Source organism: Parafrankia soli, from assembly GCF_001854695.1.
Taxonomy (GTDB): Bacteria; Actinomycetota; Actinomycetes; order Frankiales; family Frankiaceae; genus Parafrankia; species Parafrankia soli.
This window is the reverse complement of the sequence record NZ_MAXA01000182.1, coordinates 1-1,256: the sequence shown is the minus strand read 5'-3', so window position 1 is coordinate 1,256 and position 1,256 is coordinate 1. Positions and strand designations below refer to the sequence as shown.

General features: G+C 65.8%; 1 protein-coding gene and 1 pseudogene. Both read right to left on the bottom strand.

Annotated features, from left to right (window positions below):
- A pseudogene (locus tag BBK14_RS14990) lies at positions 1–471 on the bottom strand (N-6 DNA methylase); the annotation flags it as partial.
- A complete protein-coding gene (locus BBK14_RS14985) occupies positions 468–659 on the bottom strand; it encodes a hypothetical protein (protein WP_071063020.1) in 192 nt (63 codons plus the stop codon). The pseudogene BBK14_RS14990 and the gene BBK14_RS14985, both read right to left, overlap by 4 nt.
- Positions 660–1,256: the final 597 nt, after the last annotated feature.

Below are 1,256 nucleotides of genomic sequence, written 5' to 3'. Positions count from 1 at the left end.
GACGCCGCTCCTGGTGGCGGTCAGTTGCGCCCATTGCCGGATGTCGGAGCCACGCACGAGGAGCAGAGACAGCACCGGCTCGAGGCTTCCTCCGATTCCGGTGCTACCCCACAGATCTTCCAGCGGTTTCCAAAGGTGTTTCGTCAGAATAGCCTCCGTCTCCATCTCCTTCGTCTCCGGCTCGAGTGCCGTTTCGACGGGGACGGGCGAGGAAAGGCCGAGGTTTTTCCGGAACCGCTGGCCGTAGGTGGTGCCGACGGTTTCGTCGCCACGCAGCGCGTTCCTGGGTATGCGTCGCTTGTCGAGCCAGGCGGCGAGCGCGGGCGCCGAATAATATTCACGCCCCGCCGCGTACGTCGGAGCGGGGAATTCTTCCGGGTGCCGGCGGGCCCAGTTGCTCACCGCCGGAGGCGCCACCCCGGCCGCGTGAGCCACCTCCGCCCGCGACCGCATGTCGTCGACCGCTGTCATCGCCGGGCGCCTCCGTTCCGGGAACGCATCAGGTTGGACAGTCGCCGGGTACGTGCGTCGCTGCTGATGACCCAGGCCAGGAAGAGAAACGCCACCAGGATCGTGAATACGATCATGGTAGTCTCGTTGCTCAGGGTGAGCGCCGCCAGCATCAGCTGGCCCGCTCTGCCCATGAGTTCTCCGGTCACCACTGGCACTCCCGCCTTCCCGCGGTGGTCGGGCGAACGCCGCCCGCTCGTCGTCGTTTCTGGTCGCCGCCGGGCGTTCTCCACGCCCTGCCGACAGGAGCGAGCCTGCCAGTGACTCCACGAACGTCGGCTTGCGCAGTAACCCTACGCGGGGAACTGTTACCCCGGTACGCGTGGGCCTGCCCGATACCCAGAACCTGCCGCCGGGTCACGGCGGCAGGCCTACGACTACCCCGACCGACAACAGTGGTTGCCGACCGAACGCGCCCGAATGACAACGGGCGTTGCCGACAACATGTTGTCGGCAACGCCCGTTGTCATTCGGCAATGCTTCGGCCGCCATTTTTCCTAGGTCTTGCCCTCCAATTTTCGGGCGTTTCGACAATGGGCGTTGTCCACAGGATCGGCAACGTTCGTTGTCGATGGGATATTTTGTGGGTGTGGGAACCTTTGATCCGGAATGGCCGCCGTCGAGGCAGGCCAGCCCTTGCACTGTCGCCTTGGCCTACCTTCACGAACTGACCCGGCGGGAGCAGAGACTCTCCGCCGAGCGCGATCAGGCTGTCGCCGACGCCGTCGCGGCCGGCGCCGACTGGG